Genomic DNA, 12853 nt, shown 5'->3' on the forward strand with positions numbered 1-12853 from the left:
TATGCTGAAAAAAACAAGAAAGGAATGTGACTATATGAAATTAAGCTATGTACGTTCGGATGCCGTCTACAAAAAAATAATGGAGGCTCCCGTCGAAAAGAAAAATGACATTTACCGGTATGAGCTGATGATGCCATTTAAAGGCAAGTGGGACTGCTATCAAATCCCCATGAAGGCAGCTACACCTAATGGCTATGACATTATTATGGCAAGTGATATGCTGGGTCTTATCTCTCCTACAAAGGTAGATCAGTCACAAAAAGCAAACATTGAGAGTCTTTCATCGGATCGGCTCTGGGTATCTTGTGAGCAGTCCATCCGGAAATCCTTGGAATGTTTTTTGAACAATGGGATTGAGCTACCCGTCAGCGAGTATCTATTTACGATTTTACTGGCAAACGCCGAGAGCCCCTATACCTCTTTGAATGAAGGGTATTGCGGCGATGGTGGTATTCCGGGGTATATCATGGCGTGGCTGATCCCCAATGAATTTACACTGACTCGCCTTCCTGTTGCGCTGGCCCACGAAGTAAACCATAATGTGCGCTTTCAGTTTATTAAGTGGCGGAATAGTATCACCCTTGGGGAGATGATGGTCAGCGAGGGGCTTGCTGAAAACTTTGCAACTCATTTGTATGGCGAGGACAAGGCAGGCCCGTGGGTGACCAAAACGGAGATGCAAACCCTGAATGAGTACATCAAACCTATTATTCACGATGGACTGAATGTTCAAGGGCTTGAGAATCTAAACGCCTACCTCTATGGCGACGAGATGGCCGCGATGCAAAATTACCCTTGCGTTGGGTTGCCCTACTGTGCAGGCTACGCTTGCGGGTATCATTTGGTTAAACACTACTTAAAAAAGACAGGAAAAAGCATTATTGAAGCTACGCTGCTGCCTGCAAGTGAAATTTTAGAAACTGTGGAGGATTTTTGGAATGAGTGATAGGAGGATGACAGTACATGAAGTTGCTGACCTAACAGGTATCACAATACGGACATTGCATTACTACGATGAAATAGGACTTTTGAAGCCTACTATAGTTACAGACAGTAAATATCGTTTGTATACTGATGATGATTTAAGCCGGTTGCAGGAAATTCTATTTTTTCGTGAAGTGGGATTTGCATTGAAGGAAATCAAGAGCTTGCTCGCTTCTCCTAATTATGATCGAACGAAAGCGTTGAAAAGACACCTTGATATTTTACAGGCGCAAAAGGAACGTATTGATGCTCTGATCTCCCTGATAAAAACAGAAATAGAAGGAAATCCTGTCTCGTCTTTTGCCCCTTTTTCAGATACAAAAGTGCTTGAACTGAAAGAGAAATATAGGTCAGAAGTTTTGGAACGTTGGGGTGATACCCATAGTTTCAAAGAATATGAAGCAGCATTTTTGTCGCAGCCAAAAGAAGGTCAACGAAATCAATTAGAAAGATTTCTTTCTGTGTCTAAGGATACCTTTGAGAAATTAGCTCGATTTCAAAATCAATCTCCCGCCTGTCAAGAAGTACAACAAATCGTAAAAGAGTGGCAGCAGTATATCTCTGAATCCTTTTATAAATGTGATAATCAAATTTTGCTCTACTTGGGGCAACTCTATATCAGTGATGATCGCTTTTCCAATTATATAAATGGATTCGGCAGTGGAAATCTGGCATCTTTCTTTAGCGAAGCAATTAACATCTTTTGTGCAAAGGACAAGACATAACTCCAACAGGCCCTCTCCTGTTGTTAACAGTACAGAATTCTATTCACGCCATTTACTTGTTGCTTTTTTTGATATTGTGGTGAAATTCTTCAAGTGGGAATAACGACAAAAGAACTTTTACTTACGGCAAGGCGGGCCAGCTACCTGTCCAAATGGGCCAGTCTGCCTTGTGCGGATTGGCCTATTACAAAAGGCTTGCCTTTTCCTTCAAAATCCGCTACACTGTCAACCCTACACTTAAACACCAGACTTATAAAGTGTGGTATAACAGAATGGGAGGTGTATAGGATGAAGCAGTATAAAACCATTGACATCGCCAGACGGATTGGCATTCATGTGAATACCGTCCGGCTCTATGAAAAATGCGCTCTTATCCCTAAGCCGGATCGCTTACCAAATGGATACAGAGTGTTTACCGACCTTCATATAGAGCAATTCAAGCTGGCGCGTGCGGCACTTCGGGTGGAGGTACTTCAAAATGGACTCAGAAAGCAAGCGGTGAATATCATAAAGGTTTCCGCTGCTGGAAATTATGAAGAAGCTGCCGCATTGACCCGCCGCTATATCCAGCAAGTGGATCAGGAACGAAAAAATGCTGAGGAAGCAATTCAGATTACCCGGAAAATACTTGCCGGATTGGATGGAAAAGAACATACAGGTATTTACTTCACGCGAAAAGAAGCTGCGGTTTTTCTCGGTGTTACCATAGACACGCTGCGAAACTGGGAATTGAATGGCCTGTTCACAATCAAGCGCAGAGAGAACGGTTATCGTGTCTATTCTGAGAAGGATATACAACGTTTGAAGATCATCCGTTCCCTTCGCTGCGCGAATTACTCGCTGGCAGCCATTTTACGGATGCTGCGGGCAATCAACGACGATCCCGCCGCAAATATCCGTACAGTCATTGATACGCCGAATGAGGATGACGATATTATTAAGGCGTGCGACAAGCTGCTTACCTCTCTGGCCGAGGCCCGGAAAAATGCGGTTTATGTGGTCGGACAAATTGAAAAAATGCAGAAGATGACAAAATAAAAGCCTACATTAACCCACCATACCACCGAACCATGCTAACCTTTATACATCAAAATAGGAGGTATAAAGGGCATGGATGAAACCATCAAAATAACCGGTTTAAGTAAATCTTACACCGGAAACAAAGTAATCAGTAACATTGAGCTTTCGATTGGAACCGGCCAGGTGTTCGGCTTGCTCGGAGCGAATGGCGCGGGCAAAACTACCACGATAGAGTGTATCTTAGGCACTCGGAAGGCAGACGCGGGATCTGTTTCTATTTTAGGATTAAACCCTCGAAAAGACCGAAAACAGCTCTTTGAGCAGGTTGGCGTGCAATTTCAGGAAGCCAGCTACTCGGACAAAATTAAAGTTTGGGAGCTGTGCGAAGAAACCGCCTGCCTTTACCGGAAAGCTGCAAATTACAAGGAGCTTTTGCGGCAATTTGGTCTGTGGGAAAAACGAGACGCTTTCGTAAATGAATTGTCCGGTGGGCAAAAACAGAGACTATTCATCGTTTTAGCACTCCTGCCTGATCCGAGGGTCGTCTTTCTGGACGAGCTTACAACGGGCCTTGATACGAAAGCACGCAGGAGTGTTTGGAAAAGTCTGGACGCACTGAAACAAAAGGGCCTGACCATCTTTCTTTCCTCACATTTTATGGACGAGGTTGAAGTCCTGTGCGATACAATCGCGATTTTGAAGGACGGAAATTTCATTTTCACAGGAACCGTTCAGGAGGCAATTCACCAAAGCCCATATGATAATTTGGAAGAAGCCTATTTGTGGTTTACCGGAGAGGAGGAAACGGACGATGAATAAATATGTTACAATGCTGAAAACAGAAATCAAGCTGTCTTTTCGAGGTATGGACATGGTGATCTTCGCACTTTGCCTGCCGGTCGTGATGGTGGTACTGCTCGGTATCATTTATGGAAATCAGCCCGCTTTCGAGGGAGCAAGTTATTCCTTTTTAGAGCAGTCTTTTGGAGCAATTTCCACGATTGCAATCTGCGCCGGTGGCGTTATGGGCCTCCCGTTGGTGATTTCCGACTATCGGCAGAAGAAAATACTGAAACGCTATAAGGTAACGCCAACCAGCCCCATCCTGCTGCTAACAGTACAGGTTTCTATTTACGCCATTTACTCGCTGCTTTCTTTGATATTGGTCTATCTGGTAGGAAGTTTGTTCTTCGGCGTGCGGTTGCCCGGTTCCGTGGGAATCTTTCTGGCCTCTTATTTTCTGGTGATGCTTTCCACATTCAGCATTGGAATGATGGTGGGCGGAGTCGCTCCGAACATGAAAGTCGCGAGTATTGTTGCCAGCGTTTTGTATTTCCCCACGTTGATCTTCTCCGGGGCCACTCTCCCATACGAGGTGATGCCGACAGCATTGCATAGGATTGCAGATATTCTACCGCTGACCCAGGGGATCAAATTGCTGAAAGCGGCTTCTCTGGGTTTACCGATAGAAGTTGCCTGTCTCCCTCTAATTGTCATGGTGGCCCTGATTATTATTTGCGGTGGAATTGCAGTGAAGTTTTTTAAATGGGAATAAAACAGTAAAATTACAAAAGGTTTTCGTTTACAGCAAGGCGGGAAGGTTTGTTTTAGGTGAACTAGACTATTATCTTATACACTTGTGTGAAAGTCGCAAACATATTATTGGATAGGCCGTATTGAACATGTGATCAATGATGAAACCTTCCGGCGGCTGAAAGAAAAATACCAAAGTGAAAATAAAAGCAATGGACTATAAGAAAAGCAGAGGAGGAGAGTGTCAATGCAGCTGAACAGATCTACTGATTATGCCATACAGATGCTGGTGTATCTGGCCAAGGCGAGAAAGACAGTATCCTCCTCGAAGCTGGCAGCAGCTATGGGGGTATCCCATCGTTATCTGCTCCAGATTAGCGCGAAGTTAAGGGCGGCCGGGTTTATCCGAGTTGCCCATGGTTCAGCTGGTGGTATGATTTTGCTTAAACCTTCAGAGGAAATCTGCTTGTATGAAGTGATTATAGGTATGGAAGGAATTATCCGGACTGGAGATATTTGTGGAATACCATCCGATGAGGTATCGAAGGAGATGCTTATGTTAAAGAATGAGTATAGGAAGATGGATCGTATGTTGGAACGGTCGCTGAAAAAGATTACACTTGCCAGAATCATGGAAGTAGATAAGAATCGGAATTTTTCACAATAATTTTTTATAGAAGAGAAGCGGCGGTGTTTTATCCTGAGTGGCGGCAGCTCCTTTTAATAAAAAAGGTCTGATTGGAATAAAAAAGGCCGAATGGAGCGGAAAAGATTTTTCAGGTTTGTTATGATAATGACTGGAAGCGCCAGAGGGCGCTTTCAAAAACCCTATGGGTTAGCACAACCTAACTAAAAGGAGGAATTTTCAATGTCTGAAGTGCGTACGGACAGAAAACTAAAAGGAAAGGACCTCATTACCATCGGTATCTTTTCCGCAATCTACTTTGTCATCAACTTTGCCTTCATGCTTCTGGGAGGCATCCACCCTGTTCTTTGGATGCTGATGCCGGGTTTCATTGCAGTGTTTGCAGGTATTCCCTTTATGCTGATGGCGGCAAAGGTTCAAAAACCGGGTGCGGTTTTCCTGATGGGGCTTATCACTGCGCTTATCTATTTTGTCACCGGGCAATTTACCATGGTCATCCTGATTTCCATGGCTTCTACTTGCATTTTGGCCGAAGTTGTCCGAGTAGTGACCAAGTATAACAGCTTCAAGGGAAATTCCATAGCCTATGTGATTTTTTCGCTGGGGATGGTCGGCTCGCCCCTTCCAATCTGGCTGTTTAAAGCCGATTTTCTGGCGCAGATTACAGAACAGGGAATGCCCGCTGATTATGTTGCGGCAGTTGAAGCCCTGTCGTCCAATGCAATGCTAATCGTTCTGTTCGTTGCTCCAATCATCGGTGGTATCATCGGCGCATTTATTGCCAGAGGTCTGTTCAAAAAGCATTTTGTAAAGGCAGGAATTGTGTGATGGCTGGGCCAGGGAAAAAACATACATTAAGGTTCGATCCACGGACGGAGCTGCTTTTGTTGGTACTGGCCAATATCGTGGCCTTTACCCAGCACAACCTATGGGTTGAAATTACATGGGTTGTTTTTCTGCTCCTGCTGATCGTTGCCTGCGGGTGCCAAAAATCCGCGGGCAAGCTGGCAATCGCATTTGGGATTTGTCTGGCGCTGCAATACTATGTGTTCCCAAACGGGCCCCAAATTTTAGCCAGCAGCTTCACGATCATAGTATCTTATGCAAGAAAGATTTTCCCTTGCTTGATTGTCGGTACGATGGTTTTACAGAAAACGCCCGTCCGGGAATTGATGGTTGCACTTCGGAAATGGCATATCCCGCAGGGACTGATTATTCCTTTGTCTGTAACCGTCCGATATTTTCCGGCCTTGAAAGAAGAAACCGGCTATATCCGGGATGCCATGAAGCTCCGTAATATTCATGGAGTACAAAAAATTGAGTGCTTGTTGGTGCCGACCATGATTTCTGCAACAACGACAGCGGAAGAATTGTCCGCAGCCGCTGTTACGCGGGGCATTGAAAATCCTGCTCCAAAGACCAGCATGATTGAAATGAAGTTCGGCGTACAGGACTTTTTATGTCTGGCGGCGGGTGTGGTTTTCTGTGTGATTTCAATGACAGTAGGATAAGGAGGTGTTCCATGTGATCCAAATTCAGGATGTATCTTTTGAATATGAGAAAGAACAGGGAACGCTTTCCCATATTGATCTGAATATCCAGCAGGGAGAATGTGTTGTCCTTACAGGGGAGTCGGGCTGCGGCAAAACGACAGTGACAAAACTGATTAACGGCTTAATCCCTCATTTTGTTGAGGGCGGCACTTTATCCGGCCGGGCGGTTGTAAACGGTATGGAAGTGTCAAAAACAGAAATGTACCGTTTGCCGGAGCAGGTTGGATCTGTGTTCCAAAATCCGAAATCTCAGTTTTTCAATATCGACTCGGACAGCGAGATCACTTTCGGCCTGGAAAATGCGGGGGTTGAGCCAAAGAAAATTAAAGAGCGATTTGAGGCCACTGTTTCCGCTCTGAAAATTCAATCGCTTTTGGGAAGAAACATTTTTTCCATGTCCGGCGGAGAAAAACAAAGTCTTGCGTTTGCCTCTGTATATGCCATGAACCCGTCCATTTTTGTGCTGGATGAGCCGACGGCAAATCTGGATGCTGACGCGATTGACACCTTACGCCAGCAGATTATCCAGATCAAAAAAGAAGGACGGACGGTTGTTATTGCCGAACACCGCCTATATTTCCTGATGGACCTGATTGACCGGGCAATCTTCATTCAAAAGGGAAAAATCGTTCAGATATTTTCCGGGGATGAGTTTCGCAATCTTTCGGATGAGCAGCGTATCCGGATGGGGCTTAGAAGTCTTGTCCATCCTGTGCTGGAGCTGCCTCCCGCCGATCCATCAGGAGCGCAGGAAGGCTTATCCGTAGAAAATCTTTCCTGTGCCTTTGATAAGCAGCCGGTATTTGGCGGCATTGGCTTTTCTGCAAAACGGGGCGAAGTGTTGGGTATTGTCGGCCATAACGGTGCGGGAAAAACGACGATGACGCGCTGCCTGTGCGGGCTTTTGAAAGAAGAGAATGGAACGGTCCGGCTGGATGGCCAAGCACTGAAGGCAAAACAGCGTAATAAGGCCAGCTTCTGCGTGATGCAGGATGTGAACCATCAGCTTTTTTCAGACAGCGTATGGAACGAATGTGAACTGGCGCAGCCGGATTGTCCGCCGGAGCGGATTGAAGAAATTCTCAGGTCTTTTGATTTGCTGGATTTCAAAGACCGCCATCCGATGGCCTTATCAGGAGGCCAGAAGCAGCGCCTTGCGGTGGCAACCGCTATTCTCTCTGATAAGGATGTACTTGTCTTTGACGAGCCGACCAGTGGCTTGGACTATCACCGTATGCTGGAAGTGAGCAATATGATCCGCAAGTTGAATGATGAGAATAAAGTGATCATCATTGTTTCCCATGATTTTGAGTTTTTGGGCCGGACTTGTGATAAAATATTTGATATGGAGGGATGCTCCAAAGAAAGGAGGTAGCGTCTATGCCGGAACTATTTCAGGAAATGTACTGCGGTCCCAATGTTCAAAACCTGGTCGAGTCCGATGATTGCAAGGTCATGCGTTTAAGCGATAACTCCGGCGAAGGCATGATGACGCTCTATCATGTCTTTCCCGGTGTATTTCTCATGTATAATGATTTCCACATGAAGGAGTGCATTTCAGGTTTCCAGACAGATATGGACCTGCTTTGCATCGACCATTGCCGGGAAGGGCGCATTGAGCAGGAAGTCGGCTCAAATGCCTTTAGCTATTTAGAGGCTGGCGATCTTCGGGTGGATCGCCGCATCCATCATTCCGGCAAGGTGGAATTTCCCCTTTGCCACTACCACGGTATTTCCATTGGCTTTCAGATGGAGACTGCGGCAAAGGAAATCCCGGCCTCTATAAAAGGCTTTTCTGTGGATCTTTATGAACTGCAGAAAAAGTATTGCAGCGACCGTACACCCTATGTCATTCCAGGAGAACCGGCCATTGAGCATATTTTTTCCGAACTTTACAATGTGCCGGTCAAAATTAAAAAGGACTATTTCAAGATTAAAGTGTTGGAGCTGCTGCTGTATCTGGACGCGCTGGAACTTTCAGGCCATACAGAAGAACGCCCCTATTTTTATAAAGGCCAGGTTGAGAAAATCAAAGCGATCCAGGCGCTTCTGACGCAGGATTTGACCAAAAACTATACTCTGGAAGAACTCTCCGCACGGTTTGATATTGCCCTGACACCTATGAAAAACTGCTTCAAATCGGTATATGGCAGCCCGATTTTTACATACATGAGAAACTATCGCATGAACTATGCTGCCTCTTTACTGAAATCCGATAAGTCGTTGAAGGTGGCGGAGATTGCAGGACTTGTGGGATATGACAGCCCCAGCAAATTCGCGGCCGCATTTCATCAGACAATGGGGAAAACGCCGCTGGAATATCGAAAATCAATCATCTGATTGGAATAAAAAAGGCCGTGTGGAGCGGAAAGAAAAATTGAATTGTGATAGCATTAAGGATGGTTAGCGAAAATTAACCATTCTTTTTTTCTTTGCTGGCTAAATTGATTGAGAGAGGTGAATTGATATGAAGCAGCAAAAAGAGCATTGGGTCAAAACGCTTTTCTCTTTTGCAGGTCCCTGCAAAGGGAAAATGACCCTCTCGGTTTTGTGTGCCATTTTGAGTGTTGCCGGAGGCTTTGTTCCGTTTTGGGCGGTGTATGAAATCCTGATCCTGTTTATTAACCGGACCGCTACTTTGAATAACATTCTACTCTGGTGTCTGGTAGGAGCAGGTGGATACCTGATCCGCGTCATCTGCTTTGGCATTTCCACCATTTTGGCACATATCTCCGCTTATACGATACTGGAAGGTATACGGCTGAAAATCGCAAACCGCCTGATGAGGGCGCCCCTTGGCGAAGTAATGGGACGAAGGATCGGTTATCTGAAGAATATTATCATGGACAAGGTGGAGGATTTGGAGCCGCCTCTGGCCCACATGATCCCGGAGCTGACATCAAACCTGCTCCTTCCGGTTGCTATTTTTATCTGGCTGCTGGCGATTGACTGGCGTTTGGGCCTTGCAGTCCTGATTGCCCCGGTTCTGGCTATGATCCCCATGTTCTTTCTCATGCGGAACTATAACAGCCAGTATGCAGCTTATATGGAGGCAAACAATCATGTAAACAATGTCATTATTGAGTATGTGGAAGGCATTGAGGTTGTTAAGGCGTTCAACCAAAGCACCAGTTCCTATGAAAAGTTCGTAGGAGCGGTAAAGTCCTTTAAGGATTTTACCCTGGCATGGTTCAAGAGTACCTGGAAAACAATGAACCTGATGATGGCGATTATGCCCACCACCCTGTTGGGGGTACTTCCCATCGGTTTGCTGCTGGCGCAGAGTGGAAGTATCACGCCTGCTGAATTGGCGATGGGAATTATTCTTTCGCTGAGTATTGTCGGCCCGCTGATGAAGGCTACTACTTTTATCAACGAGGCAAAGTCAATGGAATATGCAGTAGAAGCTGCAAATGAACTTCTGAACCTGCCTGTATTGCCGGACTCTGGCAGGATTGTTCCGATCAGACACACAGATATTGTTTTACAGGATGTATCTTTCTCCTATGATGGCACCGAGCAAAATGAAGTGCTGCATGACATCAGCTTGAAAATGCCGCAGGGAAGTTTTACAGCCCTGGTTGGGCCATCCGGCGGGGGCAAGTCCACCGTTGCCCGGCTGATTGCCCGATTTTGGGATGTGACCGGCGGCAGTATCTCCATCGGCGGTACGAATATCAAGGAACTTTCCATCCGGCAGCTTTCCGAATTGGTCAGCTTCGTGACACAGGACAATTTCCTGTTCAACTGCTCTCTCAAAGAGAACATCCGCCTGGGTAATCCAAATGCTACGGATGAGGAAGTATATGCCGCCGCAAAAGCGGCCTGCTGTGATGATTTCATTGTTCGACTGGAAAAAGGATATGATACCCCGGCCGGTGATGCTGGCAAGCGGCTCTCCGGCGGAGAAAAGCAACGAATTGCTATTGCGAGAGCAATCCTGAAAAATGCGCCTATTGTGATTTTGGACGAGGCAACTGCCTTCACTGACCCGCAGAATGAAGATAAAATCCAGAAATCCATCATGGCCCTTTCCAAAGGAAAGACCCTGCTGGTGATTGCCCATCGTCTGTCTACCATTCAAAACGCAGATCAGATTGTCGTTCTGAAGAAAGGGCAGATTGTTGATTGCGGAAAGCAGGCGGAACTCCTGGAACGCTGTTCGCTTTATGCGGATATGTGGCAGGCGCATATTGGCGCAAAGAACTGGTCTGTGGGCAAGAAAAAGGAGGTGGCTGTCAATGTTTAAGTCAATGAAACGCATTATCCGATGGGCTGGCAAATATAAAGGCCGCCTCTATCTAGGTTCTGTGTGTTCCTTTTTCAGCAGTTTGTCTACTGCAATTCCTACGATGGCAGCCGCATATGCGCTGGATAAAGCGGTTCAGGCGTACTGGACGAATACTGCGATGGATACTGCTTTAATCTGGCAAACGCTGTGGATCATTATTGGCTCGATTATGCTGAACTTCCTGCTTTCTTATCTCCGGGCAGTATTGAAGGAGAGCATTGGATATGAAGTGGCTGCCGGACAGCGTATTCATTTGGGCGATGTACTGAAGCGGGTTCCCCTTGGGTACTTTTCGCAGAACAGTGTCGGTGACATTCTGGCAGGCGTTACTACAGAATTGTCTACTTTGGAATTACAGGGCATGAAAATGGTGGATGTCATCATCAATGGATATGCAAAGTTTATTGCCATCGTTTTATGCCTGATCTTTTTCAGTCCTGTTGCTGCGGTTATTTCCATTGTCGGTGTTGTTCTTTCGGCGCTGGCTTTGCAGGGGATCAGCAGACACAGTGAAAAAACCGCTGCAACAACCCATAAAGCAATGGAAGATATGTCCGGCGCGGTGATTGAATATATCCGGGGGCTTTCCATTGTGAAGTCCTTTGGACAGGAAGGGGCATCCATTGAAAACTTTCGCAGTGCCAGTAAAGATCTGAAAGATATTCATATCAAGGTGGAAAAAGGCTTTACTCCATTTAATTGTCTGCATCTGTTTGCCCTGAAACTGGCTTCGATAGGAATAGTCTTTATTTGTGCATGGCAGGCATTGCAGGGACAAATGAGTATGGCGTTCTTCCTGATGTTTGTCCTGTTCTCTTTTGTGATGTTCGGCAGTGTGGAGAATATCAATGACGCAGCCCATACGCTTGGAGTTGTGGACTCTGCCATGAATAAGCTGGAAGCATTGGAGAATGTAAACTATATCGACCAGGATGGCACCGACATAAAACCGGCAAACTACGATATTGAGTTTAGGGATGTTTCTTTTGGATATGACAGCCGGATTGTTCTGCATGACCTGAACTTCAAAATTCCGCAGAATAGCACAACAGCCATCGTGGGACCATCTGGCAGCGGAAAATCTACGCTGTGTAACCTGATTGCCCGTTTTTACGATGTGGGCAGTGGAACGATTACTATTGGTGGAACGGATATTCGCAAATTTACCTGCGATAGTTTGCTTAAAAATATCAGTATGGTTTTTCAGAATGTCTATCTGTTCCGGGATACCATCAAGAATAACATTAAATTCGGCAGTCCGGACGCCACGGATGAGCAGATCATCGCCGCCGCAAAAGCCGCCCGCTGCCATGACTTCATAATGGCTTTACCGGACGGATATGACACGGTGATTGGTGAAGGGGGTTCTTCGCTTTCCGGCGGTGAAAAGCAAAGAATTTCCATCGCCAGGGCAATGCTAAAAGATGCTCCTATTGTTATCTTGGATGAGGCTACAGCAAGTATTGACCCGGAGAATGAGCATTTGATCCAAGAAGCTATTTCTGCCCTGACACATGGAAAAACCATTATCACGATTGCCCACCGTCTGGCTACGATTGAGAACGCCGACCAGATCGTTGTGATTGATGACGGGACCGTGGTTCAGAGAGGTACGCATAAGGAACTGCTGAAACAGGAAGGCACTTATAAAAAGTTTATTCAAATCCGTGAACAGGCCGAAGGCTGGCGGATACAGTAAGGAAGAGGTCTATGAAACTCTATGCGTCCGGAGAAGATTATCTGGAAACCATTCTTATTCTCCATAGGAAAATGGGTATGGTGCGCTCCGTGGATGTAGCCCGGCACATGGGTGTATCAAAGCCCAGTGTCTGCCATGCAGTGGCAGTTCTGCAGGAAGGCGGTTTTCTCATTATGGATGAAGATCATTTTCTGCACCTGACGGAGGTAGGAAATGAGATTGCCGGAAAGATTTATGAGCGGCACCGCTTTTTTACAGATCGTTTGATAGAGGCCGGCGTTGATCCCAAAACTGCAGAGGCAGATGCCTGCCGTATCGAGCATGTGATCAGCGATGAAACCTTCCGCCGGCTGAAAGAAAAATACCAAAGCGAAAGTGAAAGCAATGGACTATAAGAAAAGC

Annotated in this window: 13 protein-coding genes; all 13 read left to right on the forward strand. The window is 46.0% G+C overall.

Features of this window, described 5'->3' with window-relative positions; all coding sequences use genetic code 11:
- Window positions 1–34 precede the first annotated feature (34 nt).
- A complete protein-coding gene (locus tag BKD12_RS14360; protein WP_070090030.1) occupies window positions 35–946 on the forward strand; it encodes a DUF2268 domain-containing putative Zn-dependent protease in 912 nt (303 codons plus the stop codon).
- A complete protein-coding gene (locus BKD12_RS14365; protein WP_083262976.1) occupies window positions 939–1709 on the forward strand; it encodes a MerR family transcriptional regulator in 771 nt (256 codons plus the stop codon). Before BKD12_RS14360 ends, BKD12_RS14365 begins: the two co-directional genes overlap by 8 nt.
- A 288-nt stretch (window positions 1710–1997) precedes the next feature.
- A complete protein-coding gene (locus tag BKD12_RS14370) occupies window positions 1998–2747 on the forward strand; it encodes a MerR family transcriptional regulator (protein ID WP_070090031.1) in 750 nt (249 codons plus the stop codon).
- Between the two features lie 72 nt (window positions 2748–2819).
- Window positions 2820–3548, forward strand: a complete 729-nt coding sequence (locus tag BKD12_RS14375; RefSeq protein ID WP_070090032.1) for an ABC transporter ATP-binding protein — start codon at window positions 2820–2822, stop codon at window positions 3546–3548.
- Window positions 3541–4284, forward strand: a complete 744-nt coding sequence (locus tag BKD12_RS14380) for an ABC transporter permease (protein ID WP_070090033.1) — start codon at window positions 3541–3543, stop codon at window positions 4282–4284. The genes BKD12_RS14375 and BKD12_RS14380 overlap by 8 nt, the downstream gene beginning before the upstream one ends.
- Window positions 4285–4509: 225 nt before the next feature.
- Complete coding sequence (locus BKD12_RS14385; RefSeq protein ID WP_070090034.1) at window positions 4510–4929, forward strand: RrF2 family transcriptional regulator; 420 nt, start codon at window positions 4510–4512, stop codon at window positions 4927–4929.
- Window positions 4930–5130: 201 nt separating this feature from the next.
- A complete protein-coding gene (locus tag BKD12_RS14390) occupies window positions 5131–5736 on the forward strand; it encodes an MptD family putative ECF transporter S component (protein ID WP_070090035.1) in 606 nt (201 codons plus the stop codon).
- Window positions 5736–6419 (forward strand): energy-coupling factor transporter transmembrane component T, encoded by a 684-nt coding sequence (locus tag BKD12_RS14395; RefSeq protein ID WP_070090036.1) that lies wholly within the window; start codon window positions 5736–5738, stop codon window positions 6417–6419. The genes BKD12_RS14390 and BKD12_RS14395 overlap by 1 nt, the downstream gene beginning before the upstream one ends.
- Before the next feature lie 13 nt (window positions 6420–6432).
- Entirely contained in the window at window positions 6433–7836 is a 1404-nt protein-coding gene (locus tag BKD12_RS14400) for an ABC transporter ATP-binding protein (RefSeq protein ID WP_070090037.1), read from the forward strand.
- A 5-nt stretch (window positions 7837–7841) separates the two neighbouring features.
- Window positions 7842–8801, forward strand: coding sequence for a helix-turn-helix domain-containing protein (locus tag BKD12_RS14405; RefSeq protein WP_070090038.1), 960 nt, complete (start codon window positions 7842–7844; stop codon window positions 8799–8801).
- A gap of 127 nt (window positions 8802–8928) precedes the next feature.
- On the forward strand, window positions 8929–10710 hold the full coding sequence (locus tag BKD12_RS14410) for an ABC transporter ATP-binding protein (RefSeq protein ID WP_070090039.1): 1782 nt from the start codon (window positions 8929–8931) through the stop codon (window positions 10708–10710).
- Complete coding sequence (locus tag BKD12_RS14415) at window positions 10703–12451, forward strand: ABC transporter ATP-binding protein (RefSeq protein ID WP_070090040.1); 1749 nt, start codon at window positions 10703–10705, stop codon at window positions 12449–12451. Before BKD12_RS14410 ends, BKD12_RS14415 begins: the two co-directional genes overlap by 8 nt.
- An 11-nt stretch (window positions 12452–12462) precedes the next feature.
- Complete coding sequence (locus tag BKD12_RS14420) at window positions 12463–12846, forward strand: metal-dependent transcriptional regulator (protein ID WP_070090041.1); 384 nt, start codon at window positions 12463–12465, stop codon at window positions 12844–12846.
- Window positions 12847–12853 lie beyond the last annotated feature (7 nt).

Origin of the sequence: Merdimonas faecis (genome assembly GCF_001754075.1) — a bacterium.
GTDB classification, from domain to species: Bacteria; Bacillota; Clostridia; order Lachnospirales; family Lachnospiraceae; genus Merdimonas; species Merdimonas faecis.

What these genes read in the sequence shown, in the direction of transcription:
- BKD12_RS14360 (WP_070090030.1), top strand. Translation starts at nt 35, where the DNA reads ATGAAATTAAGCTATGTACGTTCGGATGCCGTCTACAAAAAAATAATG.
- BKD12_RS14365 (WP_083262976.1), top strand. Translation starts at nt 939, where the DNA reads ATGAGTGATAGGAGGATGACAGTACATGAAGTTGCTGACCTAACAGGT.
- BKD12_RS14370 (WP_070090031.1), top strand. Translation starts at nt 1,998, where the DNA reads ATGAAGCAGTATAAAACCATTGACATCGCCAGACGGATTGGCATTCAT.
- BKD12_RS14375 (WP_070090032.1), top strand. Translation starts at nt 2,820, where the DNA reads ATGGATGAAACCATCAAAATAACCGGTTTAAGTAAATCTTACACCGGA.
- BKD12_RS14380 (WP_070090033.1), top strand. Translation starts at nt 3,541, where the DNA reads ATGAATAAATATGTTACAATGCTGAAAACAGAAATCAAGCTGTCTTTT.
- BKD12_RS14385 (WP_070090034.1), top strand. Translation starts at nt 4,510, where the DNA reads ATGCAGCTGAACAGATCTACTGATTATGCCATACAGATGCTGGTGTAT.
- BKD12_RS14390 (WP_070090035.1), top strand. Translation starts at nt 5,131, where the DNA reads ATGTCTGAAGTGCGTACGGACAGAAAACTAAAAGGAAAGGACCTCATT.
- BKD12_RS14395 (WP_070090036.1), top strand. Translation starts at nt 5,736, where the DNA reads ATGGCTGGGCCAGGGAAAAAACATACATTAAGGTTCGATCCACGGACG.
- BKD12_RS14405 (WP_070090038.1), top strand. Translation starts at nt 7,842, where the DNA reads ATGCCGGAACTATTTCAGGAAATGTACTGCGGTCCCAATGTTCAAAAC.
- BKD12_RS14410 (WP_070090039.1), top strand. Translation starts at nt 8,929, where the DNA reads ATGAAGCAGCAAAAAGAGCATTGGGTCAAAACGCTTTTCTCTTTTGCA.
- BKD12_RS14415 (WP_070090040.1), top strand. Translation starts at nt 10,703, where the DNA reads ATGTTTAAGTCAATGAAACGCATTATCCGATGGGCTGGCAAATATAAA.
- BKD12_RS14420 (WP_070090041.1), top strand. Translation starts at nt 12,463, where the DNA reads ATGAAACTCTATGCGTCCGGAGAAGATTATCTGGAAACCATTCTTATT.